The 25,900-nt window shown below is 64.6% G+C and carries 25 protein-coding genes and 1 pseudogene; 6 read left to right on the top strand and 20 right to left on the bottom strand.

Annotated elements, in window-relative coordinates; all coding sequences use genetic code 11:
* Positions 1-65: 65 nt before the first annotated feature.
* The 15 genes from ACE3RQ_RS09255 to ACE3RQ_RS09185 form a co-directional block, all read right to left on the bottom strand.
* Entirely contained in the window at positions 66-1,748 is a 1,683-nt protein-coding gene (locus ACE3RQ_RS09255; RefSeq protein WP_374521681.1) for a recombinase family protein, read from the bottom strand.
* Positions 1,748-2,128: a DUF2924 domain-containing protein gene (locus ACE3RQ_RS09250; protein WP_374521680.1), complete on the bottom strand. Its 381-nt coding sequence runs from the start codon at positions 2,126-2,128 to the stop codon at positions 1,748-1,750. The genes ACE3RQ_RS09255 and ACE3RQ_RS09250 overlap by 1 nt, the downstream gene beginning before the upstream one ends.
* On the bottom strand, positions 2,125-2,436 hold the full coding sequence (locus ACE3RQ_RS09245) for a DUF3489 domain-containing protein (protein ID WP_374521878.1): 312 nt from the start codon (positions 2,434-2,436) through the stop codon (positions 2,125-2,127). Before ACE3RQ_RS09245 ends, ACE3RQ_RS09250 begins: the two co-directional genes overlap by 4 nt.
* A 602-nt stretch (positions 2,437-3,038) precedes the next feature.
* Positions 3,039-3,968, bottom strand: coding sequence for an electron transfer flavoprotein subunit alpha/FixB family protein (locus tag ACE3RQ_RS09240; protein ID WP_374519699.1), 930 nt, complete (start codon positions 3,966-3,968; stop codon positions 3,039-3,041).
* Positions 3,969-3,979: 11 nt separating this feature from the next.
* Complete coding sequence (locus ACE3RQ_RS09235; protein ID WP_374521679.1) at positions 3,980-4,729, bottom strand: electron transfer flavoprotein subunit beta/FixA family protein; 750 nt, start codon at positions 4,727-4,729, stop codon at positions 3,980-3,982.
* Between the two features lie 43 nt (positions 4,730-4,772).
* Positions 4,773-5,693 (bottom strand): sugar phosphate isomerase/epimerase family protein, encoded by a 921-nt coding sequence (locus tag ACE3RQ_RS09230; protein WP_374521678.1) that lies wholly within the window; start codon positions 5,691-5,693, stop codon positions 4,773-4,775.
* Entirely contained in the window at positions 5,690-6,607 is a 918-nt protein-coding gene (locus ACE3RQ_RS09225; RefSeq protein WP_374521677.1) for a VOC family protein, read from the bottom strand. The genes ACE3RQ_RS09230 and ACE3RQ_RS09225 overlap by 4 nt, the downstream gene beginning before the upstream one ends.
* A gap of 17 nt (positions 6,608-6,624) precedes the next feature.
* Positions 6,625-7,464, bottom strand: coding sequence for an SDR family NAD(P)-dependent oxidoreductase (locus ACE3RQ_RS09220; RefSeq protein WP_374521676.1), 840 nt, complete (start codon positions 7,462-7,464; stop codon positions 6,625-6,627).
* A complete protein-coding gene (locus ACE3RQ_RS09215; RefSeq protein ID WP_374521675.1) occupies positions 7,461-8,867 on the bottom strand; it encodes an FAD-binding oxidoreductase in 1,407 nt (468 codons plus the stop codon). The genes ACE3RQ_RS09220 and ACE3RQ_RS09215 overlap by 4 nt, the downstream gene beginning before the upstream one ends.
* 38 nt (positions 8,868-8,905) lie before the next feature.
* Positions 8,906-9,769 (bottom strand): oxaloacetate decarboxylase, encoded by an 864-nt coding sequence (locus ACE3RQ_RS09210; RefSeq protein ID WP_374521674.1) that lies wholly within the window; start codon positions 9,767-9,769, stop codon positions 8,906-8,908.
* Between the two features lie 18 nt (positions 9,770-9,787).
* The gene (locus ACE3RQ_RS09205) at positions 9,788-10,498 is read right to left on the bottom strand and encodes a GntR family transcriptional regulator (protein WP_374521673.1); all 711 of its coding nucleotides are present in this window, start codon (positions 10,496-10,498) and stop codon (positions 9,788-9,790) included.
* Between the two features lie 33 nt (positions 10,499-10,531).
* Positions 10,532-11,323, bottom strand: a complete 792-nt coding sequence (locus tag ACE3RQ_RS09200) for an SDR family NAD(P)-dependent oxidoreductase (protein WP_374521672.1) — start codon at positions 11,321-11,323, stop codon at positions 10,532-10,534.
* A gap of 20 nt (positions 11,324-11,343) precedes the next feature.
* Positions 11,344-12,357, bottom strand: coding sequence for a TRAP transporter substrate-binding protein (locus tag ACE3RQ_RS09195; protein WP_374521671.1), 1,014 nt, complete (start codon positions 12,355-12,357; stop codon positions 11,344-11,346).
* 46 nt (positions 12,358-12,403) lie between these two features.
* A complete protein-coding gene (locus ACE3RQ_RS09190) occupies positions 12,404-13,681 on the bottom strand; it encodes a TRAP transporter large permease (protein ID WP_374521670.1) in 1,278 nt (425 codons plus the stop codon).
* Positions 13,678-14,256 (bottom strand): TRAP transporter small permease, encoded by a 579-nt coding sequence (locus tag ACE3RQ_RS09185; protein WP_374521669.1) that lies wholly within the window; start codon positions 14,254-14,256, stop codon positions 13,678-13,680. The genes ACE3RQ_RS09190 and ACE3RQ_RS09185 overlap by 4 nt, the downstream gene beginning before the upstream one ends.
* A 324-nt stretch (positions 14,257-14,580) precedes the next feature.
* Here ACE3RQ_RS09185 and ACE3RQ_RS09180 point away from each other — a divergent pair, with 324 nt between their 5' ends.
* Positions 14,581-14,757: a hypothetical protein gene (locus ACE3RQ_RS09180; RefSeq protein WP_374521877.1), complete on the top strand. Its 177-nt coding sequence runs from the start codon at positions 14,581-14,583 to the stop codon at positions 14,755-14,757.
* 292 nt (positions 14,758-15,049) lie between these two features.
* Here ACE3RQ_RS09180 and ACE3RQ_RS09175 read toward each other — a convergent pair whose 3' ends face one another.
* Both ACE3RQ_RS09175 and ACE3RQ_RS09170 read right to left on the bottom strand, forming a co-directional pair.
* Positions 15,050-16,522 carry an aldehyde dehydrogenase (NADP(+)) gene (locus tag ACE3RQ_RS09175; protein ID WP_374521668.1) on the bottom strand — a complete coding sequence of 491 codons (1,473 nt, stop codon included), beginning with the start codon at positions 16,520-16,522 and terminating at the stop codon, positions 15,050-15,052.
* A gap of 88 nt (positions 16,523-16,610) precedes the next feature.
* On the bottom strand, positions 16,611-17,378 hold the full coding sequence (locus tag ACE3RQ_RS09170) for a FadR/GntR family transcriptional regulator (protein WP_374521667.1): 768 nt from the start codon (positions 17,376-17,378) through the stop codon (positions 16,611-16,613).
* Between the two features lie 179 nt (positions 17,379-17,557).
* On the opposite strand from ACE3RQ_RS09170, the gene kdgD reads away from it, so the two are divergent.
* From kdgD to garD, 4 genes are all read left to right on the top strand, one after another.
* Complete coding sequence (kdgD, locus tag ACE3RQ_RS09165) at positions 17,558-18,469, top strand: 5-dehydro-4-deoxyglucarate dehydratase (protein WP_374521666.1); 912 nt, start codon at positions 17,558-17,560, stop codon at positions 18,467-18,469.
* A 41-nt stretch (positions 18,470-18,510) separates the two neighbouring features.
* On the top strand, positions 18,511-19,467 hold the full coding sequence (locus ACE3RQ_RS09160; protein ID WP_374521665.1) for a Bug family tripartite tricarboxylate transporter substrate binding protein: 957 nt from the start codon (positions 18,511-18,513) through the stop codon (positions 19,465-19,467).
* A 134-nt stretch (positions 19,468-19,601) separates the two neighbouring features.
* On the top strand, positions 19,602-20,945 hold the full coding sequence (gene gudD / locus ACE3RQ_RS09155) for a glucarate dehydratase (protein ID WP_374521664.1): 1,344 nt from the start codon (positions 19,602-19,604) through the stop codon (positions 20,943-20,945).
* Positions 20,942-22,483 carry a galactarate dehydratase gene (gene garD, locus ACE3RQ_RS09150; RefSeq protein WP_374521663.1) on the top strand — a complete coding sequence of 514 codons (1,542 nt, stop codon included), beginning with the start codon at positions 20,942-20,944 and terminating at the stop codon, positions 22,481-22,483. The genes gudD and garD overlap by 4 nt, the downstream gene beginning before the upstream one ends.
* Positions 22,484-22,623: 140 nt before the next feature.
* On the opposite strand, the gene ACE3RQ_RS09145 is transcribed toward garD, so the two are convergent.
* A complete protein-coding gene (locus ACE3RQ_RS09145) occupies positions 22,624-23,130 on the bottom strand; it encodes a hypothetical protein (protein ID WP_374521662.1) in 507 nt (168 codons plus the stop codon).
* Between the two features lie 779 nt (positions 23,131-23,909).
* On the opposite strand from ACE3RQ_RS09145, the gene ACE3RQ_RS09140 reads away from it, so the two are divergent.
* Positions 23,910-24,929: a hypothetical protein gene (locus ACE3RQ_RS09140; protein ID WP_374521661.1), complete on the top strand. Its 1,020-nt coding sequence runs from the start codon at positions 23,910-23,912 to the stop codon at positions 24,927-24,929.
* Positions 24,930-24,997: 68 nt separating this feature from the next.
* Here ACE3RQ_RS09140 and ACE3RQ_RS09135 read toward each other — a convergent pair whose 3' ends face one another.
* A complete protein-coding gene (locus ACE3RQ_RS09135) occupies positions 24,998-25,363 on the bottom strand; it encodes a plasmid partitioning protein RepB C-terminal domain-containing protein (protein ID WP_374521660.1) in 366 nt (121 codons plus the stop codon).
* 42 nt (positions 25,364-25,405) lie between these two features.
* A pseudogene (locus tag ACE3RQ_RS09130) lies at positions 25,406-25,840 on the bottom strand (recombinase family protein); the annotation flags it as partial.
* Positions 25,841-25,900 lie beyond the last annotated feature (60 nt).

Raw genomic sequence — 25,900 nt, 5'->3', positions numbered from 1 at the left:
TCGCCCATTGCTTGACCTCGCGCTCCGATTCCTCGACTCGTTAGGCCTCACATTTGGTACCGCCATCATCCGATGCCCAATAACTGTCGCTGCTGATCCCAGTCCACGGGAAATGGCACTGCCGTGATTAGCTTGGTCACGTTCAGATCCCCCGGATGGTCTCCTCGCTCGATCGCCTGCACGATGTCAGGCGCCAGCAGCGCGACGTTGATAACCCGGTTTACATATCGGGAGCTGAGCTTTTCGCGCTCGGCAATAGTCTCGATCGCCTGCCCGCCTTGTGTGAACTGCTGCAACCAGGTCTTTCCTTTGGTCATCAAGGACACCAGGGTCGAATCAGGAGAACGTATCTGCAATTTGCCGGGTCGCTGGTCGCCAATGATCAGCCGCACAGCCATGCCGCTTCGCTTGCGCTCGGCAGCCACCTCAATGATGGCTTCTTTCGGTCCCGAGTCGTCCTTGCGCAGCCCAGACCTCGCCAGATCGAGCCAAATCCTCACCAGGCTGGGAGTCACTTCGACCCGAGCAATTCGGGAAGCGAGTTCTGCCTTCGACTTGTGCTGCAAGACCGTGGCCAGATGCTTCGCCTCCTTCAAGGCATCGGCCGCCATCTTGGCGTCCTTCCATCCCACAGCATTCAGTACCTCCTTGTCGTTGGAGGCCCAGTTCACGATCGCTTGGCGGACAAGCTGCTCAAGATCATCCGCAGGTAGCCGGATCGGCTCCCCTGGGTCGTCGGACGGTGTCACGTAATAACGGTACCGCTTGTTGGCCTTTCGGGTGTGGGATGGGATTAGCCGGCGACCCGCTTCATCGAACAGCTTGCCGCTCAATGGGCTGGGATTCTTCGCCTTGACCTGGGTCTTGTGACCTTGTCGATTGGCCTCCAGCCGCTGCTGGACCTGCGTCCAAAGATCCATCTCGACGATGGCTGGATGCATCCCGGGAAAGTTCTCGCCTTTGTGGCCAACCATGCCCGCATAGATCGGGTTACCTAAGATGCGGTAGAGGTGCCCGCGGCTGAAAACCCGATTCCCACCGAACCCCTTTCGCTTGTTTTCACGCTCTGGCGTCAACCAGCCTCTTGCCTTCAGTTCTGCCGCGACTAGGCGCACGCAGTTGAGCTTGAGATACAAGTCGTAGATCTCTCGGACACGACTTGCATGGGGCTCCTCGGGTTCGAGCGTGCGTCCCTTGGCCAGGTAACCAACGGGGGGCACTCCACCCATCCACAAGCCTTTTCTCTTGGAGGCAGCAATCTTGTCGCGGATGCGCTCACCGGTCACCTCGCGCTCGAACTGAGCGAAGGACAGCAAGACGTTGAGCGTCAGCCGCCCCATGGAGGTGGTGGTGTTGAACTGCTGGGTCACCGAGACGAAGGAAACGCCCTTGGCATCGAATAGGTCCACCAGCTTGGCGAAGTCAGCCAGCGATCGGGTCAAGCGATCGACCTTGTAGACCACGATCACCTTGACCTTTCCCGCTTCGATGTCGGCGATGAGGCGTTTGAGGGCGGGTCGCTCGACGTTGCCACCAGAAAACCCGCCATCGTCGTAGGCGGTCGGGATGAGGGTCCAGCCCAGGCTCTTCTGACTCAGTACGAAAGCCTCACACGCCTCACGCTGGGCGTGAAGGGAGTTGAAGTCCTGCTCCAGGCCCTCCTCCGACGACTTGCGCGTGTAAATCGCGCAAGCCAGCGAGGGATCGACCTGGGGAGCAGAAAGACCCCCTGACTTTTTGGCCGCCATCAGCGCTTGATCCCAAAGAACGCGGGCCCCGACCAAGGCGTGCCGGTAATCGCACGAGCAATGGCAGAGAGGCTCTTGTAGGTCTTGCCTGCGTAGTCGAACCCATCAGCGCCGACCGAGACCTCATGGGTAGTGCCTCGCCACTCCCTCAACAACCGAGTGCCAGGCGTAAGGAGCGACCTGGTCCGATCTACCGATGCAGAGCTAGGACGATGCAGGGTCACCTTCTGACCGGTGGCCTCGACTTGGACATGCCAGGCCAAAACGCGGCGCAAGAGCTCGGTGTGAACCCGGGGTGGTGGATTGACGTTGAAGCGCGCCTGCCACCGGGTCACGAGGAGATCCCGGCTGGCCGCCCGGATAACTTCCAGTTCCGTCATTGGCTGGCCGCCTCCACGATCCGGTAGATGCGCACACCGTCTTCGACTTTCAACTCAACATTCAGGCCAAGCCGCTTGCGCAAAGCCGTGCTAATCATGGCTCGCACGGTGTGCGGCACCCAACCGGTCACCTCGATCAACTGAGCCATTGAGGCCCCGGCGCCTGACTTGAGCAAGGCAATCACTTGAGATTGCTTGCTCGTTGAACCTTCTCCGGAAGCGGCTCCATGAGAGTACGCTTGCGCAGCCAGTTCAGCTTTCGAGCTTGGCTGCCTGCCGGCCTTTTTGGACGGGGACGCTCCAGCCACCCTCGAGGGAGATCGAGACGGCGCGAGCTTAGCGACTGGTGCCTTCGGTCTGGTCTTTGCAGAGTTGGGTTTTGCTGTGGTCGATGCAGTTCGTTTCACGTAGATCTCCTATGCCATACAGCGGCACGGAGGTAGTAACGCTCTACATCAGTTGTGATTCAAGCTATGGAAGCAGTACCCGTGGTGATTGGTAATGATTGAGGCGATAGGCTTGCATGACCGAAAAGATTGATCGATGCGATTGAATAGACCTTAATCGATCGATTCAATCAACGGCACCAGACGTCTGGAACATCTGTAGATCATCGATCAGGACCTGTCCGATTCCACTTTCAGACTCCTGGCTGCGAGGCTTCTTTAAGTACTGGAGCAGCGTATTCGACACTCTGAATCTCATGTGACCAGAGACGAGGAGTCAGCCTGACCGCAAGGACTCGACATCCATCGTTCCATATTCTGTGCGCCTGAGTCAACTGGTCGAAGACCTTCGGCTCCTGTCATCCGTACAAGCACTGCACAGTATGTTCAACCCACCTCGCAGGTGGCGCTAGCCGACGCTCATCACCGGCGTAGGTTGCTGACGACAACGTCGCACCAACGCGTCAGACGCTCTGCACCAGTTCCGGCACAGCCGAGAACAGATCGGCCTCCAGGCCGTAGTCGGCCACGGCGAAGATCGGGGCCTCGGGGTCTTTGTTGATGGCCACGATCACCTTGCTGTCCTTCATGCCGGCCAGGTGCTGGATGGCCCCCGAGATGCCAGCGGCGATGTAGAGCTGCGGCGCCACGATCTTGCCCGTCTGGCCCACCTGCAGGTCGTTGGCCGCGTAGCCCGCGTCCACCGCCGCGCGGCTGGCGCCAATGGCCGCGCCCAGCTTGTCGGCCAGGGGCGTCATGACTTCGTTGAACTTCTCGGCGCTGCCCAGCGCACGGCCACCGCTGACGATGATCTTGGCCGCCGTGAGCTCGGGGCGGTCGCTCTTGGCGATCTCGCTGCCCACGTAGGCGCTCTTGCCGTTGCCGCTGGCGGCCGTCACGGTTTCCACGGCGGCACTGCCGCCTTGGCCTGCGGCATCGAAGCCGGTGGTGCGCACGGTGATGACCTTGGTGGCGTCCGCGCTTTGCACGGTGGCGATGGCGTTGCCGGCGTAGATGGGGCGCTCGAAGGTGTCGGCGCTGATCACCTTGGTGATGTCGCTGATCTGCGCCACGTCCAGCTTGGCGGCCACGCGCGGGGCCACGTTCTTGCCGGCCGCCGTGGCGGGGAAGAGCAGGTGGCTGTAGCCAGCGGCGATGGCCAGCACCTGGGCGGCCACGTTCTCGGCCAGGCCGTGAGCGAAGCCCTCAGCGTCGGCGTGGATGACTTTGCTCACGCCGGCGATTTGCGCGGCTTGGGCGGCGGCAGCAGCGGCGTTGTGGCCGGCCACCAGCACGTGCACTTCACCACCCAGTTGGGCGGCGGCGGTGACGGTGTTGAGCGTGGCGCCTTTGATGCTGGCGTTGTCGTGTTCGGCAATGACGAGTGCGGTCATGTTCGGGCTCCTCAGATCACTTTGGCTTCGTTCTTCAGTTTCTCGACCAGGGTCGCCACGTCCGGCACCTTGATGCCCGCACCGCGTTTGGGCGGCTCGCTCACCTTCAGGGTCTTCAGGCGCGGGGCCACGTCCACGCCCAGGTCCTCGGGCTTGACGGTCTCCAGCGGCTTCTTCTTGGCCTTCATGATGTTGGGCAGCGTCACGTAGCGCGGCTCGTTCAGGCGCAGGTCGGTGGTGATGACGGCCGGCAGGCTCAGGCTCAGGGTTTCCAGGCCACCGTCCACCTCGCGGGTGACTTGGGCCTTGTCGCCCGAGACTTCCACCTTGCTGGCAAACGTGGCTTGCGGCAGGTCGGCCAGGGCGGCCAGCATCTGGCCGGTCTGGTTGGCGTCGTCGTCAATGGCCTGTTTGCCCAGGATGATCAGGCCGGGTTGCTCTTTGTCCACCAGGGCCTTGAGCAGCTTGGCCACGGCCAGGGGCTGCAGCTCCACATCGGTCTCCACCAGGATGCCGCGGTCGGCACCAATGGCCATGGCCGTGCGCAGCGTCTCCTGGCACTGCGCCACGCCGCAGGACACCGCGATCACCTCGCTGACCACGCCCTTCTCCTTCAGGCGCACGGCTTCTTCCACCGCGATTTCGTCAAACGGGTTCATGCTCATCTTCACGTTCGCGATGTCCACGCCCGTGCCGTCGCTCTTGACTCGCACTTTGACGTTGTAGTCCACCACGCGTTTGACGGGAACGATGACCTTCAATTGCTCACTCCTATTAAATGCCGCCACTCGAGGGGCCCTGGTGTCAGGCTGCCACCGCACGCAAGCGCAGGCTGCCCGGCAACGGTACCGACCGGTGAAGGACATCCTCACCCAGCCAAACGGCGCAGTCGCGTGCGCGCTGCGCCACGGTATCGGGCGGGATCTGCAAGTAGTCGTCGTTGAACACCTCGAAGCTGTAATCGCCCCGATAACCCAGACGGTCGAGACGCAACACAATGTCGGCCACCGCATCGCTGTGCACGCCTTCGCCAGGAAAAACGCGGAAATGCCTGGCCGTGGTGATGCGCTCTTCCACCGTGCGGATCTCATTCCACATGTAGTCGGCCAGCTGCACCAGGAAGATGCGTTGCGGGTCCAGGTCGTCAATGAACTCGGGCGCGGTCCTGGTGGCAAGCGCATGGAAAGAGTCCAGACACAGCCCAAGATTGGGCATGTCGGCGCGGCTCACCAGATCCCACGCCGCGGTGTATTCGAAGATAGTCCGACCCCACGACAGCCCTTCGTATGCCACCTTGATCCCCAGTGGCAGCGCAAGCATGGCGAGCTTTCGCAGGTCTCGCACCATGGCCTCTCGGTCTTCGGTGGCGTGTGCGGAGGTGGACGAGCACACCAGCAACACCGGCGCTCCCACGCCATGGCACATGCGCAGCATGGCCTTGGCGATGTCCACCTTGTAGGAGTGCAGTCGCCCCGACAGGCCCTCGAAGTCGCGCAGCACCTGAAAGCCCGTAACGCGCAAGCCACTCGCGCGCACCGCTTCGATGGCTGCGTCAACACCTTCGGCGTGCCCAGTGAGGTCGCGCGCCGAGAGCATCACCTGCGAAAAGCCCGCCCGGCGCATAGCCGCCAGCTTGTCAGGCAAGGTGCCTGAGAGCGAGATGGTGTCCATACCGAAGTCGGCGATATTGAGCTGCGGCGGCAGCGGCGCGACAAGCTCCTTCATGCTGCAACGCCAGCCTTGGTGTGGTGCACCAGTTCGAAGATAGCGCCACCGCCGTGGCTACTTGTCACCGCGCCGCGGGCGCTGGATTGCAAGGCCTGCGATTCGACGAAGGCCATGCCCTCAGCACGTAATGCATTGACGCAAGCCAGCACATCGGGTACGCCGAAGGCCACGCGCGCCAAGTATTCGATGCCGTCGGGGTCCAGCTCGCTCAGGTCGGGCTCTACGAGCTGCAAGTAGAAGCCCTGGCAGGGGCTTCGCAGCACTCGGCCTTTGGGCAGCAGGCCAAAGCGCTCGTCATCGGGCAAGGGCTCGAAGCCGAAGAGGCGGGTGTAGAACTCGGTCCAGTCGGCCATGCGGTCGTTGCCGATGTACTGCACCACGCCAAACCAGTGCAGGCCCCCAATGGCCGGCGGATGCTGATCCACGCGGGGCACGGCGGTGAAGTCCACATCGAAGATGGAGAACTCGCGCCAACGGTCGACGAAGTAGATTCGGCTGGCACCCACGCCATGAATGGAGGGGATGTAAAGCTCCATGGGTTCTATCTGGGCCGGAACGGTCCAAGCTCCCAGTTCGGCGGCCCGGCGATACGCCTGCCCGGCATCGTGGACACGCAGCCCGATGGCCACGAGTGCGGAATCACCTGACGGCGCGTTGACCATGGGCATGGCGCCCGGGTGCGCGTTGACGATCACATTCATGCCGCCCTGCCGGTACAGGAGCACCTGGCGGGACCGGTGGCGAGCCACCAGGCGAAATCCCATGCGCTCAAGCGCCAGGCCCAGAGCCTGGGGTGCGCGGGACGCGTACTCAATGAACTCGATGCCCTCCAGGCCCAACGGGTTATCCGCCGGCAACAACGGCTCGCGGGCCGCAGCGGGTTGAATGGGGTCGCGTGCGAAGGTTTGCATGTGCTCTCCTTGGGTGTTCAGATGCCAGGCGCCATAGGCTCTGGTAGCTCTTGAAGCGGACCCAGGTCCTCTCCGGGGTTTCCGCTCGCGGCGTAACCGCCATCCACCGGCCAGACGGCCGCAGTCACAAAGCCCGAGGCCGGCTCACACAAAAAGCCCACCACCCGTGCGATTTCTTCCGGCCTGGCCCAGCGGCCCACGGCCGCGCGCTGGGCGAACAAATCGTGGTCCAGCGTGCCCAGGCGCATCTTGTCCTGCAGCACCTCGGTCAGCACATAGCCTGGCGCCACGGCATTGACAGTGATACCGTGCCGGCCGTTCTCCAGCGCCAGGCCACGGGTAAGACCGGCGATGGCTGCCTTGGCGGTGGAGTAACCGGTGCGCCGCTGCAGACCCACAAGACCGATTACCGACGACAGGTTCACGATGCGACCAAACCGCTGGCGCCGCATGGCCGGCAACACTGCCTTGCACACGGTGGCACTGCCAGTCACGTGCACGGCCAGCATGCGCGCGAGGTCGTCCATGGGCAGGGTGTGGAAGTCGGCCGACTGGCGCTGCATGATTCCAGCGTTGTTCACCAAAACCGTCACTGGGCCCAGCGTCGCCTCGACCTCGGTGCAGGCTGCCATCACCTCGTGTTCTCGGGTGACGTCGGCTGCTACTGCCTGGGTCGCCACGCCGTGACGGCTCCCGATCTCAAGGGCGGCCACATCGGGTGCCTCTACGTCAAGCAGGGCCACCGACGCGCCACGTGCGGCGAGGTCTTCGGCTATCGCGCGGCCGATGCCCCGGCCGGCACCGGTAACCAGCGCCACCCGGCCGGCCAGCGTTCTGGAAAGCAGGGGCGCGCTCATAGCACTTTGTAGGGGTTGAGGATGCCCTTGGGGTCGAGCGCGGCCTTGAGGGTTCGCATCAGATCGATCTGTTCGGGCGAGCGCGCGTGGCCCAGCCACTGCCGCTTCAGGGTGCCGATGCCGTGCTCGGCCGACACGGTGCCGCCGTAATCGGCCACCAGCCCGTAGACCACCGCATCCAGCGCGTCCTTGGGCTGCTGCTCGGCGCCGGGCAGGTAGGCCACGATGTGCACGTTGCCATCACCGATGTGTCCGTAGAAGACCGTCTCGCAACCCGGCACTTCTCGCGCCAGGCGCGCCTTGCACTCGCCCACGTAGCGGTCCATATCGGCCACAGGCAGGCCAATGTCGTAGGCCACGTGGCCAGGCCACACCTGATGCAACTCGCCACAGGCATCGCGCACGCCCCACAGCGCCTGCTCTTCGGCCAGCGACTGGGCCACCACTGCGTTGGGCACGATGCCGTCTTCCAGCAGGCCCTCCAGCCACGCCTGGAAGCGCGGCGCGTCGGCCTCGGCATCCGTGCCCAGGGCCTCGATCAGCACGTAACCCTTATACGGCGTGTCGTCACCGGCGAAGGGGTTGCGGGCGCGCAGCTCGGTGACGGCGCGGCCCCAGTAGTCGGGCCACATCACCTCAAAGGCCGACAGCAGCGGCCCCAGCCCCGAGCGCGCCTTGTCGAGCAGGGTCAGCAAGGTGGCGTAATCGGGCGCGGCGCACATGGCCACCATGCGCGAGCCGGGCTTGGGAAACAGGCGAATGACCACGCGCGTGATCACCCCCAGCGTGCCCTCGCTGCCGATGAACAGGTGCTTCAGGTCGAAGCCCGCGTTGTTCTTGATCATCTTGTTTAGGCTATTGACCACGGTGCCATCGGCCAGCACCGCCTCCAGCCCCAGCACCATTTCCCGCGCCATGCCGTAGCGGATGACGCGGTTGCCCCCGGCGTTGGTCGAGAGATTGCCCCCGATGGCGCAAGAGCCGCGCGCGCCGAGGTCGAGCGGACAGAAGAAGCCGGCCTCGTCAGCCGCCAGTTGAATCGTCTCCAGCGGCGTGCCGGCGGCCACGGTCATGGTGGCGGCGGCCTTGTCGACCTCCTCGATGCCCACCATGCGCTCCAGCGACAGGGCCACTTCACCAGGCCCGGCACGGCCACCACCGCACAGACCCGTGAGCCCGCCCTGCGGCACCACCGGGATGCCGTGCGCGTGGCAGATGCGCATGGCCGCAGCAACGCCGGCGGTGTCGGCGGGCCGCACCACCGCCATCGGCTCGGTGGGTTTCAGGCCGCTGTAGTCGTTGCGGTTGCGGGCCGGCACATCGCCGCCGATCAGCACGGCGTTGGGGCCGAGCGCGTCAAGCAACTCATGCAGTGCAGAGGAGGAAGTGGTCAAAGTGGACATGAGAAAGTGGAAGGCAGAAAAGGGGGTGGGCAGAGGCTTCAGGTGCCCCAGCGGTTGTCCAGGGATTGGTGGAAGTCGAGTCCGACCACGGCGGTGAAGTCGGCATAGCTGGCCATGCCCTGCTCCAGTCCAGCGGTGGTGCCCGCGCGACGCAAACCCGTGAGAGCACGGGACACTGCGTTCACCGAGGCAAACAGCGCGGTCACGGCGTAAAAGACCACCGAGAAGTCCATCGCCTGAAGGTCGTCCACAGTGAGCGCGGCCGCTGGCGTGCCGTCCACCAGCGACACGACCTTGGGACCTTTGACACGCTTGGCTACGGCTTCCACCTCAGCCGGTGTCTTGATGCCGTCGACGAACACGAGATCGACACCTGCGTCCTGATACAGGTGTGCGCGCCGGACAGCCTCGTCCATGCCAGCAGCTGGCAGGGCATCGGTGCGCCCGATGATGAGCAAATCGTCCTGGCCGCGCGCCTCGATGGCGCAGCGCAGCCGCCGCACGTTCTCGTTGGCATCGATCAGGCGGATACCCGCCATCTGGCCACAGCGCTTGGGCGCCACTTGGTCCTCAAGGTGAATAGCCGCCACGCCAGCCTGCACGTACTCTCGCACCGTGCGGTGAATGTTGGACGGGCCGCCGTAGCCGGTGTCGGCATCGGCAATGACCGGAATGTCGACTGCGCGCACCATGTCGCGGGCATGCCCAGTCATCTCAGTCTGGCTCATCAGGCCGATGTCGGGCATGCCCAGCCGCGTGGCCGTGGCACCGAATCCGGTCATGTACACAGCCGGGAAGCCGGCCTGCTGCACCAGTCGAGCGGTGAGCGCATCAGGCGCACCGGGGGCCACGACGATGCGGCCAGAGTCAAGCAACGGGCGAAGTCGGGAGGTGGTGATCATTGTTTAGGCAGTGAAAGCTCAGGTGATGCGCTGCAGGCGTGGCCGCTGCACCGCCTTGAGTTCGTCTGGCCCGAAGGCAAGAACGTAGGCGTCGATGGTGCGTTCGATGTGGAGCTTCAACAGCCCATGCAAGCCTTCGAAATCCCCCGCACCGATCAAGGCGATGGCCTCGCGGTGCTCGGTGAGCGAGGTGTCGCGCGCGTCGGAGAACTGACGTGACATGGCCGTTCGCAAGGCGCCGACCTTGCCGGCAACCAGGTCGTATGCATCGGACAGGTAGGGATTGCCTGAATGCGTGAAGAACGCCTGGTGGAAGGCTAGGTCGGCATGGCCATAGCGCACGTCGTCCTCGGCGTCGTGCGCGGCCATCAGTTCGCCAAGGCTCGCTTGCAGGCCCGCCAGCATGGCGTCGCGATCGCGTTCGAACGATCGCTGGGCCGCCCGGACCTCCAGCAAGAGGCGGAAATCACAGATGGCCACCAGATCTGCTTTGGATGGCTTGAACACAAAGCTGCCGCGCTTGGGCCGGATCTCCACCAGACCGGTGGTCTGCAGCAGTGTCAGGGCGTCGCGCACCGGCGTGCGGCTCACGCCGAATGACGCCGCGAGGTTTTCCTCCGAGATCATTTCGCCCAGGGCGAACTCGCCGTCGATGATGGCCGTGCGAAGGCGACTGGCCACGATCTCGGTGAGGGACTTGGGCATCTCGAAATCAAACTTGCGGGTCATGCGGGTTCCTTTCGTGGCAAGGGCCACAAGCGATCAGCTCAGCACCAGGCCGCCATCGATGTTGATGGACTGGCCGGTCATGTAGTCGGCAGCGGGCGAGGCCAGGTAGAGCGCGAGGCCGGCCACGTCCTGGGGCGTCTGGCCGCGCCCCATGGGCACCGCCTTGACGCGGCTGGCGAAGCCCTCGGGGGCGTTGTTGAAGCCGGCCAGGTCGTGGTCCATTCGCGTCCACATGTCCGTCGCCACGATGCCAGGGCACAGGGCATTGACGGTGATGTCGGGCGCCAGCGTGTAGGCTGCCGTCTGCACCAGGCTGATGAGGGCGGCCTTGCTGGCCCGGTACGGCGCCTGGTAGGGCGCCATGGGCCCGGCGCCATAGCGCCCCGCGATGGAGGCCATGGCCAGCAGCTTGCCGCGCGGGCGCCCCGGCGCCAGCGGCTCTTGCTGGCGCATCTGGCGCGCGGCGGCCTGCATGCACAGAAAGGCGCCCTTGACGTTCACCGCCCAGTGCAGGTCCCAGTCGTGGGGCTCCAGCTCCATGAACGGGCGGATCTTGGCCACGCCGGCGTTGCAGACCATCACGTCCAGGCGGCCGAAGGCGCGCGCGGCCTCTCGCACCAGGGCGTCGCAGTGGTCAGGGCGCGTGACATCGGCGCTCACGGCCACGGCCTCGGCGCCCGCCGCGCGCAGATCGGCGGCGGCTTTCTCGCAGGCGGCCGGGTCGATGTCGCCCAGCACCACCCGCGAGCCAGCGCGCGCGAACGCCTGGGCCAGCGAAAGACCGATGCCTTGTGCAGCGCCGGTGATGACCACAACAGAGCTCATGATGCGTTCGCTGGCGTGGTTCACTGCTGGCCGCGCACGCGCTGCAGCTCGGTGTTGATCATCTTCATGGTGTCGTCGCCGATCACCTTGCCTTGCGCCTCGTACACCGGCGCCACCTTGGCGCGCATGCGCTGCAGCTCGGCGGCGCTCACTTCGTTGATCTGCATGCCATGGCCCTTCAGGCTGGCCAGGGTGGTCGCGTCTTGCGCGCGGCCCGTGCGGCGGGATTCCTCGCGGCCCACGGCCGCGCAATCGCGCAGGGCGGCCTGCTCGTCGGCGCTCAGCTGGTCAAACAGGCGCTTGGAATACAGAACGGCCAGCGGGCTGTAGGCGTGGCGGGTGAGCGAGAGGTACTTCTGCACCTCGTAGAACTTCATGTCGTTGATGAGGGCCAGCGGGTTTTCCTGGCCGTCCACGGTGCGGGTCTCCAGTGCCGAGTACACCTCGGAGAAGGCCAGCGGCGTGGCGTTGCTGCCGAGCATGGAGAAGGTGTCCAGGAACACCTTGTTCTGCATCACGCGCATCTTCACGCCCTGCAGGTCTTCCCACTTGCCGATGGGCCGGCGCGAGTTGGTCACGTTGCGGAAACCGTTTTCCCAGAACGCCAGGTTCACCAGGCCGGCGGCCTCAAACTTGGGGTTGAAAGAAGCGCCCACCTTGCCGTCGAGCAACTGGTCTGCCTCTTTCTCGTTGTTGAAAAGGAAGGGCAGATCGAACACGCCCAGCGACGGAATGGCGCCCATCAGCGGTGCCGTTGACACCAGCGCCATCTCCAGGGAACCGGTGCGCACCTGCTGCGACGCCGTGGTGTCGTTGCCCAGCGCGCCGTCCAGGTAAGGCACCATCTTGAGCTTGCCGCCGGCCTTCTCATTTGTGCACTGAACCATCTTGGCAATGCCGCTGGCAATGGGGTGCACCTTGCTCACGGCCGAGGACACGCGAATGGTCTTGGTCTGGGCCAAGGCAGCGCCAGTGACCAACATCGCGGAGGCCGCGACGAGAAGATGGAGGGAAACGCGGGCGGAACGGGTCATGTGGATGTCTCCTGTTTGAGTTGGGGGTCTGGATGGGACGGGGAAATCAGGTGAGCCAGCGCAGTGGCACCAGCACGATCGAAGGGAACAGCACCAGCAGTAGCAGCACGAACAACTCGGCCAGCAAAAATGGCCAAATGCCCTTCATGAGATCGCCCATGCGGATACGGGCCACGCCACACACCACGTTGAGCACAATGCCAACTGGTGGCGTGATCAGACCGATGGCGTTGTTCATGATGAACAGCACGCCGAAGTACACCGGGTCAATGCCCGCCTCGCGCACGATGGGCATGAGCACAGGGGTGAGGATCAGCAGCGTGGGCGCGAAGTCCAGCGCCGTGCCCACGATGACCACCAGCACCATCATCACGAACATCAGCAGGATGGGCCGGTCAATCAAGGGCTGCAGCAGTTCGCTGACCTGCTGCGGAATGTCGGACGCCGTAATGAGCCAGCCCGACACGAGCGCGGTGGCGATCAGGAACACCACCACGGCAGTGCTCTTCGCGGCCGACACCAGCAGCGGGTACATCATGTTCCACCGCAGTTCGCGATACACGAACATGCCCATGAAGAAGGCATAGACGCAGGCCACCACGGCGGCCTCGGTGGGCGTGAACACGCCCAGCTTCATGCCCCCGACGATGCCCAGCGGCATAAGCAGCGCACCCAGGCTGGTGATGGTTACTCGCAGTCGCTGCGGATAGGGCATGCGCTCCACCACTGCCACCCGGTCCTTGCGAGCGACGATCAGCCAGGTAACCAACAGCGCCACGCCCATCAGCAGACCAGGCACGATTGCCGCCATGAACAGCTTGCCAATCGACACGTTGGCCACAACGCCGAACACGATCATGCCGATAGACGGCGGCAGCACAGGCGCAATCACGCCACCAGCGGAGATCAGGCCAGCTGCACGCGGCACGTTGTAGCCAGCCTGGCGCATCATGGGAATGAGCATGGTAGCCAGCGCAGCGGCGTCTGCCGCTGCCGAACCCGAGATGGCGGCCATGATCACTGCGGCGATCACAGCGACGATACCCAAACCCCCGCGAATGTGGCCCACGAAGGCCAGTGCGAAGTTGACGATGCGTTTGGAGATGCCGCCGGCGTTCATCAGCTCGCCGGCCAGAATGAAGAATGGAATGGCCAACAGCGGAAAACTGTCGGCACCCTCAATGATCTTCTGCGACAGGATCGTGGTGTCGATGTTGCCCTGCAAGGCCATGAGCGCGACCGCCGAAACCAGCAAGGCGATGGCGATGGGCATGCCCAGCGCCATGGCACCAAGCAGCGAAAACACAAAAACGCCAGCCGTCATGCGCGCTTCTCCAGGGTGAGGGGTTGCATGGGCGAGCCACCCTGCGGGCTATCGCCCAGGTCTTCCTCGGACTCGCGCACCGAGATCAGGTCGTCATCGCTCAGGCGGCCAGTAGCCAGCCGCCAGAGCTTTCGCAGCGACACCAGCGCAATGCCCAGGCTGGTGAAGTAACCCAGGCCAAACACCCAGATCAGCGAGATACCTGTCACCTGCGCGGTGGTGGTGGCGTTCACCTCGTGCTGACGCCAGGTGCCCCAAAAGAACATGGCGCAGCACAGCAAGATCAGCAGCTCGGACAGCAATAGGCAGAACACCTTACCCCCACGGGGCAACCGGGACACGACCGTGTCAACGCCAAGATGCGAGCCTTCGTGCATGGCCACCACAGCGCCGATAAACACAAGCCAGATGAACGCAAATCGGGACAGCTCTTCCGACACCGTGATGCCGGAGTCAAACGCGTACCGCAGCACCACATTACCAAACACCATGACCACCATGGCGACAAGGCAAAAGGCCAGAAAGCCCTCGAGCAGATGCTGCGCAAGCCCTTTGCGCGGGGATGAGGGGCGCATGGTTGTCTCGCTCTTTTTTGTGAAAGTGTTGCATTGTTGTATGTAAGGTTCGGTATCCTTACTAGTGCAAACCCTAAAACTCAACGACTTTGAGCCGTCCGGCATCACACATGGACGTTCTGTGCCGCTTTGGCGACTTGAGGTGCAAGGGAGGCTGAGCTTTTCGCCCCTGCCAGGGACAAGACCGTCGGCCGGGATTTGCGCTCGGAGGCATACCAGCCCACGGGGACCAGGTTCCCTTCCTGCGGGGATTTGGCGGGCTCTGACCTCTCGCGCAGCTAAGTCGCCAAAGCCTTGGCGCACGAGTTGCGTTGTTGAGAGTTCATAGAGGACGCAAACAGCTTGGTCCTCGTCGGCCCTGGTATCGGTAAGACCGATATCGCCACAGCCCTCGGTGTGCAGGTGGCTGACGCCATCACCCGCGTACTTAATCAGACGCAGATGTGTGGGCTAGAAGTACAACTGCTCGGCTATCTTGATAGTCCCCGAACACCTCAATAGATTCAACAGCTGGCGCAGGCAAGACCTCTTGTTCTCATTCGAACGCGATGCCATTGCCCAGACGCGGCCCTACGCAAGCCGCATTTCAGTAGCGGGCCACCTCTATCGTGACCCAGTGCATTGCGGCGAGTCGCAAGTGGCTCGACCTTGTGGTCGCTGCACGAGCTCTGCTCCCAAAGCTCCTACGACTGCGCATGAACGAGTAGCGCCAGAGGTCTCGCTTTTCAAGAAATCGGACAGGGATTCGCCAAGAGCAAAAATGAGTCGCTCGCCGAATCACCCCTGCTCACTTTCAGAAAGGCACGCCCTGTCGCTGCACCAGCCATGCAGGGGCGTCCTGCAGGCACACCGGGCGCAGGAAACGGTCCAGCGCGGCATCGCCCACCGAGGTGGTCATGGGCGCGGTAGAGGCGGGCCACGGGCCGCCGTGCTGCTGCGCAGCGGTCACGGCCACGCCGGTGGGCACGCCGCTGAACAGCACACGCCCAGCCACCGCCGTGGCGCCGCGCACCAGGGCGCGATTGACGGGGGTGTCGTCGTCCACCCCCCACAGCGTAACGGTGAGGCTGCCGCCCACGGCGTCGAGCACTCGCAGCACCTCGGCCTCGTCGGCGCAGCGCACGATCAGGCTGGACGGGCCAAACACCTCTTCGCGCAAGGCCGGCGTGTCGATGAAGCGCGTGGCCGGCACCTGCAGCAAATGCGGCCCCGGCGCGCTGGCCTGCCCCGCGCCCTGCACCAGCGGCTGCGCCCCGGCCTGCAGCAAGTGCTGCACGCCCGCGTCGAAGGCGCGGCGCATGCCCGGGGTGAGCATGGCGTGGGGCTGCAGTGGCGCGATGGCCTCGGCCAGACCGGCCACGAAGGCGTCGGTGGCCGCGCCGTCGATCACCACGATCAGGCCCGGGTTGGTGCAGAACTGGCCGCAGCCCAGGGTGATGGAGCCGGCCAGCAAGGTGGCCAGCTCGGCGCCCCTGGCCGCCAGGGCGGCGGGCAAGGCCACCACCGGGTTAATGGCGCCGAGCTCGCCGTAAAACGGAATGGGGCGCGGGCGGGCGTTGGCCTCGGCCAGCAGGGCGATGCCGCCGCGCGTGGAGCCGGTGAAGGCGCCAGCCGCGATCAGCGGGTGGCGGATGAGCGCCACCCCCACCTCCACGGCCGCACCCTGCACCATTCCCACGAGGCCGGCCGGCAGGCCCAAGCGCGCCAGCACCGGCCGCACCAGGGCCATCACCTGCTGCGACAGGGCCGGGTGGCCGGGGTGGGCCTTGACCACCACCGGGCAGCCCGCGGCCAGGGCCGAGGCGGTGTCGCCGCCCAGCACCGAGAAGGCGAAGGGGAAGTTGCTGGCCGCGAACATGGCCACCGGGCCCAGCGGTACGCGCTGGCGCCACATGGCGGGGTGGCCCACGGGCGGGGCGCCGGCCACGGCCGGGTCGTCCACGCGCACGAAAGGCGTGCCCTGCTCGGCCAGGCTGGCGAAGCGGCGCAACTGGAAGGCGGTGCGGTCCAGCTCGCCTTGCAGGCGCACCTCCCCCAGCGCGGTCTCGCGGTCGGCACAGGCCACCAGGGCCTCGCGATCGGCTTCCAGGGCCTGGGCCAGCTCGCGCAGCAGGCGGGCGCGGGTGGCGCCGTCGCTGGCGCCCCAGTCGGCGGCGGCGGCCTGGGCGGCCTGCACGGCGGCGTCGATGTCGACCAGGGTGGCGGTGGGCAGCGGCTCGCCGCAGGGCTGGCCGGTGCGGGCGTCGAGGGAAACGAGGGCGGTCATGGGCGGTATCTCCGGTTATGTCAACTGACGTCTGATGATTAAGAGCAACAAAACGGGCGGCCAAGCCGCCCGGGTGCTGCGGTGAGGTTCAGGCGCGCTGGGCCTCGGCGGCCTGGGCGCGGCGCAGACGCTCGCGGCTGTTGCTGAGGTGGGTCCGCATGGCCGCGCGGGCGGCCTCGGCGTCGCGGTCGCGAATGGCAAAGTAGATGCTTTCGTGCTCGTGGTGCACCCGCTGCAGGTAGGCCAGCCGGCCCTCGGGCGCATCGCCCGCGGTGCGCAGGCGGGTGCGCGGAATGATCATGGTGCCCAGGTAGGCCATGAGGTCGGCGTAGTAGCGGTTGCCGGTGGCGCGCGCCACCTCCACATGGAACTGGAAGTCGGAGGGCACGGCGTCGGAGTCGGCGCGGATGGCCGCCTCGAAGGCCGAGAGCGCGGCCAGCATCGCGGCCAGGTGGCTGTCGTCGCGGCGCTGCGCGGCCAGGCTGGCGGCCTCGCTCTCCAGGCTGATGCGCAGCTCCAGCAGCGCGATCACGTCGGCCGCGGTGGCCAGGTCTTGCGGCGGGATGCGAAAGGTGGGCTCGGGCGCGCTGGCCTGGCGCACGAAGGTGCCGATGCCGTGGCGGGTTTCGACCAGGCCCGAGGCCTGCAGGCGCGAAATGGCCTCGCGCACCACGGTACGGCTCACCTCGAAGCGCTCCACCAGCGCCGACTCGGTGGGCAGCTTGTCGCCCACCTGCAGGCGGCCGGCGCGGATATCGGCCTCCAGCGTGGCCACGATCTCGGGCACCAGGCCACGGGGACGGCGGGCGGGCACGGGGGCGGCGGCCGCCTCACCTGGGGTTTTCACTGAGAACATGCAGTTTCCCTTGACAGCCCGGTTGGGCTTTTTCAGAATCCGCTCAGTTGTCTGACGACATACAACAGACATCGCGGTTGGCTGAACTGTAGCAAAGGCCCGAACAAAGGCCAAGCACCCCAGACAGATCGGCCCGCCGGACACCCTGCCCCGCCTTCATTCACACGGAACTCGCGCCCATGACCCCGCAAGAACTCAAATCCATCATGTCCAGCGGCCTGCTGTCTTTCCCGCTGACCGACTTCGACGCCAACGGCGACTTCAACGCCCGCGCCTACGCCGAGCGCCTGGAATGGCTGGCCCCCTACGGCGCCAGCGCACTGTTTGCTGCCGGCGGCACGGGCGAGTTCTTCTCGCTCACCGCCGACGAATACCCCGCAATCATCCAGACCGCCGTGCAGACCTGCCGTGGCAAGGTGCCCATCATTGCCGGCGCGGGTGGCCCCACGCGCTTTGCCATCCAGTGCGCGCAGGAAGCCGAGCGCGCCGGAGCCCACGGCGTGCTGCTGCTGCCGCACTACCTGACCGAAGCCGGCCAGGAAGGCCTGATCGCCCACGTGGAGGCGGTGTGCAAGAGCGTGAAGTTCGGTGTGATCGTCTACAACCGCAACGTCTGCAAGCTCACGCCCGAGTCGCTGGCGATCCTGGCCGAGCGCTGCCCCAACCTGATCGGCTTCAAGGACGGCGTGGGCGACATCGAGCTGATGTCGTCCATCTACCTGCGCATGGGCGACCGCTTCTCGTACCTGGGCGGCCTGCCCACGGCCGAGGTGTATGCGGCGGCCTACAAGGCGCTGGGCACGCCGGTGTATTCGTCGGCGGTCTTCAACTTCATCCCCAAGACCGCGATGGACTTCTACGAGGCCGTGCGCACCGACGACATGGCCACGCAGCACCGCCTGCTCAAGCAGTTCTTCATGCCCTACCTGCAACTGCGCAACCGCGTGCCCGGCTACGCCGTGAGCATCGTGAAGGCCGGCGCCACGCTGGTGGGCCACTCGGCCGGCCCGGTGCGCGCGCCCCTGACCGATCTGCACGCCGACGAAATGGCCCAGCTCAAGGCCCTGATCGACCAGCTCGGCCCGCAATAAGGCCACTCGTTCCCGCCCGCCCCCCCCTTAGGAGACAAACCATGAAAAAAGCCCTGCTCACCCTGATGCTGGCCGGCTCGGCCAGCCTGAGCGCCTTCGCCTGGCCCGACAAGCCCATCACCATCGTGGTGCCCTTCCCGCCCGGCGGCTCCACCGACCTGATCGCGCGCACCCTGTCCAACAAGATGGGCGAGAAGCTCGGCGGCGCCACCGTGGTGGTGGACAACAAGCCCGGCGCCACCGGCACCATCGGCGCGCAACACGTGGTGCGATCAGCGGCCGACGGCCACACGCTGTTTGTCTCGTCGCTGGGCCCCTTCGTGATCGCGCCGCACCTCATCAAGGTGAACTACGACGCGCTGAAAGACCTCGACCCCATCACCGTGGTGGTGCAGGCGCCCAACGTGCTAGTGGTGCCCGCCGCCTCAGCCCACAAATCGCTGGCCGACGTGATCGCCTACCAGAAGGCCAACCCCGGCAAGATGACCTTTGCCTCGTCTGGCAACGGCAGCAGCGACCACCTCACGGCCGAGCTGTTCTGGCAGCAGACCAACACCAGCGGCGTGCACATTCCCTACAAGGGCGGCGGCCCGGTGATGACCGACCTGCTGGGCAACCAGGTGGACGCCTCGTTCATGAACATCAACACCGCCATGCCGCAGATCAAGGCCGGCAAGCTCAAGCCCCTGGCCATCACCAGCGCCAAGCGATCGCCCTTGTTGCCCGATGTGCCCACGCTGGAAGAAGGCGGCGTGAAAGACGCCAACGTGCAGTCGTGGCAGGCGCTGGCCGCCCCCAAAGGCATTCCTGCCGACGTGAAGAAGCGCTTGCACGACGCCACCCTGGCGGTGTTCAAAGACCCGCAGGTCAATGGCAAGCTGCTGGAGCTGGGCTTTGAACTGGTGCTCAACACCCCCGAGCAGTTTGCCGCCTTCCAGGCCGCCGAGTTCGCCCGCTGGCAAAAGCTGATCACCGCGCGCAACATCAAGGCTGACTAAGCCCCCCCGCGCTACGTCCAGATCCCCCGCGCCGCCTGCGGCGTCACCCCCCAGGGGGCGGCGCAGGCGGCCCGGCGGAGCCGGCGCCGCGGCGCCCTCGACCCAGGCATTTCTCCTCACCGTTTGTGTTTCCTATGAGTGCTTCTTCTGCCCCTGTCGTCAGGTCCATGCGCGTCGTTCCCGTTGCGGGGCGCGATGGCATGTTGCTCAACCTCTCGGGCGCGCACGCGCCCTTCTTCACGCGCAACATCGTCATCGTCACCGACAACGCCGGCCACACCGGCCTGGGCGAGGTGCCGGGTGGCGAGAAGATCCGCCAGACGCTGGAAGACGCCCGGCCGCTGGTGGAGGGCCAGCCCATCGGCCAACTGCAGGCCATCCTGAACGCCATGCGCGCCAAGTTCGCTGACCGCGACAGCGGCGGGCGCGGCCTGCAGACCTTTGACCTGCGCACCACCATTCACGCCGTGACCGCCGTGGAATCGGCCCTGCTCGACCTTCAGGGCCAGCACCTGGGCGTGCCGGTGGCCGCGCTGCTGGGTGAGGGCCAGCAACGCGACGCGGTGCAGATGCTGGGCTACCTCTTCTTCGTGGGCGACCGCAAGCAGACGGATCTGCCGTATGCCGATCCGGCGAGTGAGCCAGACCACGCCGACGACTGGTGCCGCCTGCGGCACGAGGCCGCCCTCACGCCCGAGGCCGTGGTGCGCCTGGCGGAGGCGGCGCACAAGCGCTACGGCTTCCAGGACTTCAAGCTCAAGGGCGGCGTGCTGGCCGGTGACGCCGAGGTGGAGGCCGTCACCGCGCTGCACGAGCGCTTTCCCGAGGCCCGCGTCACGCTTGACCCCAACGGCGGCTGGCTGCTGAAAGACGCCATCCGCCTGGGCCAGAAGATGCGCGGCGTGGTGGCCTACGCCGAAGACCCCTGCGGCGCCGAAGACGGCTTCAGCGGTCGCGAGGTGATGGCCGAGTTCCGCCGCGCCACCGGCCTGCCCACCGCCACCAACATGGTGGCCACCGACTGGCGCCAGATGGCCCATTCGCTGGCCCTGCAAAGCGTGGACATTCCCCTGGCCGACCCGCACTTCTGGACCATGGCCGGCAGCGTGCGCGTGGCCCAGACCTGCCGCGACTGGGGCCTGACCTGGGGCAGCCACTCCAACAACCACTTCGACATCTCGCTGGCCATGTTCACCCACGTGGGCGCGGCCGCGCCGGGCAAGGTCACCGCCATCGACACCCACTGGATCTGGCAAGACGGCCAGCGCCTCACGAAAGACCCGCTGAAAATCGAAGGCGGCTACGTGCAGGTGCCCAGGAAGCCCGGCCTGGGCATCGAGATCGACATGGCCGAAGTGGAGAAAGCGCACCAGCTCTACCTGCAACACGGCCTGGGCGCGCGCGACGATGCCATGGCCATGCAGTACCTGATCCCCGGCTGGACCTTCGACCCCAAACGCCCCTGCCTCGTCCGATGAACCCTACGCCCCGCACCATCCGCATCCACCCGGCAGACAACGTGGCCGTGGTGGTGAACGACGGCGGCCTGCCCACCGGCACTGCCCTGCCCGACGGGCCCACCCTGGTGCAGGCCGTGCCCCAGGGCCACAAGGTGGCCCTGATCGACCTGCCCGCCGGCAGCGAGGTGCGCCGCTACAACGTGGTCATCGGCCACACCGCGGTGGACGTGCCCGCCGGCGGCTGGGTGAACGAACAGCGCCTGGTGATGCCCGGCGCGCGCAGCCTGCAAGACCTGCCCCCGCCGCAGCCACCGGCCGAGCTGCCGCCGCTGGATGGCTACACCTTCGAGGGCTACCGCAACGCCGACGGCAGCGTGGGCACGCGCAATCTGCTGGCCGTGACCACCACCGTGCAGTGCGTGGCCGGCGTGCTCGAGTTCGCGGTGGAGCGCATCAAGAATGAACTCCTGCCCCACTACCCCAACGTGGACGGCGTGGTGGGCCTCACTCACAGCTACGGCTGCGGCGTGGCCATCGACGCGCCCGACGCCGTCATCCCCATCCGCACCGTGCGCCACCTGGCCAGCAACCCCAACTTCGGCGGCGAGGTGATGGTGCTCAGCCTGGGCTGCGAGAAGCTGCAGCCCGAGCGCCTGCTGCCGCCCGGCTCGATCCCGATCAGCAATGAGCGCCATGGGCCGGACGTGGTGTGCTTGCAGGACGAGCAGCACGTGGGCTTCATGTCCATGATCGACAGCATCCTCACCCAGGCCAAAGGCCACCTGGAGCGGCTGAACCGCCGCCGGCGCGAAACCTGCCCCGCCAGCGAGCTGGTGGTGGGCGTGCAGTGCGGCGGCAGCGACGCGTTCTCAGGCGTCACCGCCAACCCCGCCGTGGGCTTCGCCACCGACCTGCTGGTTCGCGCCGGTGCCACCGTGATGTTCAGCGAGAACACCGAGGTGCGCGACGCGGTGGACCAGCTCACCCGCCGCGCCGCCACGCCCGAAGTGGCCCAGGCCATCGTGCGCGAACTCGCCTGGTACGACGCCTACCTGGCGCGCGGCCAGGCCGACCGCAGCGCGAACACCACGCCCGGTAACAAGAAAGGTGGCCTGTCCAACATCGTCGAGAAGGCCATGGGCTCCATCGTCAAGAGCGGCAACGGCCCCATCCACGGCGTGATCGCCCCGGGCGAGAAGGTGCGCCAGAAGGGCCTGGTCTTCGCCGCCACGCCCGCCAGCGACTTCATCTGCGGCACGCTGCAACTGGCCGCCGGCATGAACCTGCACGTGTTCACCACCGGGCGCGGCACGCCCTATGGCCTGGCCGAGTGCCCGGTGATCAAGGTGGCCACGCGCAACGACCTAGCGCGCCGCTGGCACGACCTGATGGACCTCAACGCCGGCCTCATCGCCAGCGGCGAGGCCAGCATCGACGACATGGGCTGGGCGCTCTTTCACCGCATGCTGGCCGTGGCCAGCGGCGAAAAAACCTGGGCCGAGCGCTGGGGCCTGCACAACGACCTGGTGCTGTTCAATCCAGCACCTGTTACGTGAAACACGTAGCCAGACTGCTCGAATTACAAGGACTCAGGCCGGTGTAACAACAGATGAGAAGCACCACATGATGGGCGGGATTGCGACAGCCCAACTTTTGGGGGTCAGGCCAACAGTCCTAGCATCTACAGAACTGAAATTCAGACAACATGATATCGGCCACGCTCAGTCTGAATCACACGCTTGGCGTCCAAGAGCCTCTTGATGGAGGCTGCAATAGAGCCCACCGGAATGTCCGCATCACCTGCGATCTGTGACTGAGACAGTGCCTCCCCTTTGTGTACCTTCACCAGCCGCCGCAAAGCTTTGAAGACTTTTTCGTCGTTAGCACTGACCCGACCGCCGCGTCGCTTTGACGCGCCGCGCATTTGAGTCTCTTTGGGTGGTGGAGCTTTGCCGGACTTGCGAGGACCGGGATGGGCTACAAGGCGAGCGTCCTCAGCCGTCGACATAGCCGATTCGACACGCGAGCGTCGATGCGGAAGTGCCTCGATCACCTGAATCTCTTCGCCTTTGATCTGTTCAGCGGCCTGATAGATGGTGACAAGCTGATCCTCCAAGGCCTGAAGTTCCTGATGGAGCCTTGCCACTTGCTTTACCTGGGCGAAAGCGCTGTCGACGCCAGGCGCCAGTGGCTGACTTGCCATGGCTGAGACTAGCCGCTCGGTGTGACGAGCCACCTCTGCCTTAAGCCGCTCTCGACTATCGTGAACAGCTTGACCAGCTTGCTGGAGAGACTGAAGAGTACTAGCGGATAGTGGCATGGTCTTGACCCGTTAAGAGTGCAAAGCGAGGAGATGGCACGAGCAGTCTAGGTCAAAGTCATGTGCTGATCTAGCACGGCACATCTTTCAGATGCGGGGGAAATCTGTCATTGACGAATTGACAGCACCTGCTCAGGATATCCATGTGTAGGTGCGCTACGTGGTAGAGGAAAAAGCGGTGTGTAGGTCCATGCGGTTCACAAGGCCTAGCCCGGCCAAGAGCCACTCCCAGCCGACCCTACGCGCAATGGAGCTCGCAAGGTGGAAAAGGATCAAAAATCTGACAAGAGCCTGAGCGCCGCAGTGGCCATGGTGGCGCTTGAGACGATGGATCGTGCAGCCATTCGAAGAGTCAGGCTCCAAAAGCCTATCGACCTACGCTGGGCTACCACTGCGAGACAGCATGTTGAGGACTGCCTGAGTAAGGCATTGGAGAACACGGATCTCAATGAGATGCCGCCTGACTGGGATCCGACGAGGGTACTGCGTCGACTCTCCTACTGCCTCGATGACGACATTGACGCTCTTCCGTAGATCAACTTGTTCCACCGCCATATCCTTAGCCGAGAAAACTTGCCTGCTCAAAGAACAAGAAAAGATGGTCTGGACTTGTGCAAAGAGGTGCCGATACTGTGTCGACCATATTCAAAGCGGCCAAAGAAATGAGCACCACAAGCAAAGGCACAGACTGGTTTGAAAGCATCACCGGTTTTGTGGAGGGACACTACCAGTGGACGCAGGAGCAACTGAGAGTCGAAGGCGACCAGTTGGTCTCTCTCAAGGACGGCAGCCGGCATCACATGGGCAAGTTTGAGATGACATCTCTCGCCGAGTTTCGCGCCTTGAGCCCACAGACCGGCAGCAAGCAGGTGCAGACAAAAACGGTGATCGGAGATGCCAGGAGCCTGCATGCGGACCCTGCCAATGCGGGTGCAACTTTCCAGGTCGCGTCGCAGTTCAATGCGTTAGAAATGGTCGGACCCGACATCACGCCCGAGCATGGAGTGACACGATACGCGTTGGATCGAACCCAAGGACCGGCCTGTGCAATGGCGGCAGGCGCGGGCACGATCTGGCGAAACTACCTTGTCCCGGTCAGAGGGCAAATTGGACAGACAACCGAGCAACAGATCGACGGTCTGAGCGCGATGGGTGACGCGTTGTCTGAAATGCTCGGCATCCCAGTCCCAGATCTCTGGTCAATGCAAAACGGCTACGCGCTAGGCAAGTTGCATGGGATCAAGGCGGTCTCACAAATGCTGCGGACCTTGGACATCGAGAGAAAGGACTGGCTGCGCAGCCTTCTGTGTGTAGGCTGGCACCGAGACGTAGATGTCACGGATTTGCCACCTACGTCACGCCACCAGGTGAACCAGGTGTATTGCTCGGCGCTCCCCGTTGCCTACAGTGGCTTGCCCAGCCACATCTGGGAGCCTTTCGCAAGACTGGTCCTAGAAGCGGCATACGAAGCCACGCTCCGTGCTGCTTGGATAAAGGCTGAAAACAACGGCTCGCCACGAGTGCTCCTCACAGGCATCGGCGCAGGTGTTTTCGGCAACGATCCGCTTTGGGTCGCTGATGCCATCACCCACGCGCTCAACCAGGTGCGGGGATCTGGGCTAGAGGTACATCTGGTCGGCTATCGGGAAGTCCCCGAGCACTTCAAGAGGCTCGACTGCTGACGCAGGCGTAAAGTTACAAGTCGCTGAAACAAGAGCCCGCCCCATGGATTGATGGGCGTTCCCTAAATTCACTCGTCTACTGAGTTCAGCGAGACGACGGCCAGCAACTCGGGAAAAAGATCTGCATGCCACTTGCGCAGATAGCTTTCGATGGCTGGGTGCGCCAACAGTTTGCCCACGTAGCCCTTTGCCACGACCAAGTTGAGCATGTCATCTGCGTAGGTCAACTCAGTAACTCGGTATCGGGCACGCAAGTTCTCAGTCTCCCTCTCCAGTTGATTGATTTGATCTTGGCTCGCACGGGGCGACTTTCGTCTTGGAGTGAGGAGCAGATGGTTTGGCGTGGCGGCCAATAGAGCTTGGGCATATCGAACCGTCATACAGTTGGCCGCCACCATCATCTCTGCACACTCGATCTGTCGACTGGGCTTCATCTTTCGCAATGAAGCGGCTATCCGTCATCTCTGTGCCCACTTCTACAAGTAGCAGGATGCCGGGCAGAGGGGTGCGAAATCTAGGGGTAACTCGCCGATAGGCTCCCCTGGGTCGTCTGTCGATGTCACGTAGTAACGGTACCGCTTGTTGGCCTTTCGGGTGTGGGATGGGATTAGCCGGCGACCCGCTTCATCGAACAGCTTGCCGCTCAATGGGCTGGGATTCTTCGCCTTGACCTGGGTCTTGTGACCTTGTCGATTGGCCTCCAGCCGCTGCTGGACCTGCGTCCAAAGATCCATCTCGACGATGGCCGGATGCATCCCGGGAAAGTTCTCGCCCTTGTGGCCGACCATGCCCGCATAGATCGGGTTACCTAAGATCCGGTAGAGGTGCCCGCGGCTGAAAGCCCGGTTCCCACCAAACCCCTTGCGCTTGTTTTCACGCTCTGGCGTCAACCATCCCCGCGCCTTCAGTTCTGCCGTGACCTGCCCCCCATAAGGCGTACCAGTTGAAGGTTAGTAGAGTCCGTTTACAGA

The organism is Hydrogenophaga sp., assembly GCF_041913525.1.
Classification (GTDB): Bacteria; Pseudomonadota; Gammaproteobacteria; order Burkholderiales; family Burkholderiaceae_C; genus Hydrogenophaga.
Note: the sequence above shows the minus strand (reverse complement) of the source record. Positions and strands in the feature narration are given on the sequence as shown.